At 61.0% G+C, this 526-nt stretch carries 1 protein-coding gene; it reads right to left on the bottom strand.

All coding sequences use genetic code 11. The features are described 5' to 3' along the window. Positions 1-508 (bottom strand): RNA-guided endonuclease TnpB family protein (locus tag ACYVD0_RS17250; RefSeq protein ID WP_460427952.1); only part of this gene is annotated, 508 nt, incomplete at its 3' end. Positions 509-526 lie beyond the last annotated feature (18 nt).

Here is a 526-nt window from a genome sequence, read left to right as displayed (position 1 = left end):
GCAGGCGCTCAAGGATATGCCCGCAGCAGGCACAGCGTTTCGAGCTGGGGTACCAGCGGTCGATCTGGACGATCTGCCGACCGGCCCATTCGCCCTTGTATTCCAGCTGGCGAACGAATTCACCCCAGCCTGCATCGGCAATGGCTTTGCTCAGTTTCGGATGGCGGATCATGTTCTTCACGGCAAGGGTTTCGGCGCAGACCACTTGGTTCTCGTTAATCAGTCTGCGGGACAGCTTGTGCAAGCCGTCCGCTCGGCAATCGGAAATTTTCGCGTGAATACGGGCCACTTTCCGTCGAGCCTTGGCGCGGTTCTTCGAGCCGAGCTGCTTCTTGCTCAGCCGGCGTTGGGCCAGGGCCAGACGGGAGGCGTATTTCGCGGTGTGGCGGGGATTGCCGAATCGTTCACCCTCGCTGGTGACGAACAGGTCTTTCAGCCCCAGGTCGATGCCGAGCGTTTTCGGCACAACCGGAAGGGTTTCGGCCTCGAACTCGCACAGGCAGGACACGAAGTACCGGCCTGCGGA

Source organism: Azotobacter armeniacus (assembly GCF_054779355.1).
This window is presented reverse-complemented; position numbering and strand designations above follow the sequence as displayed.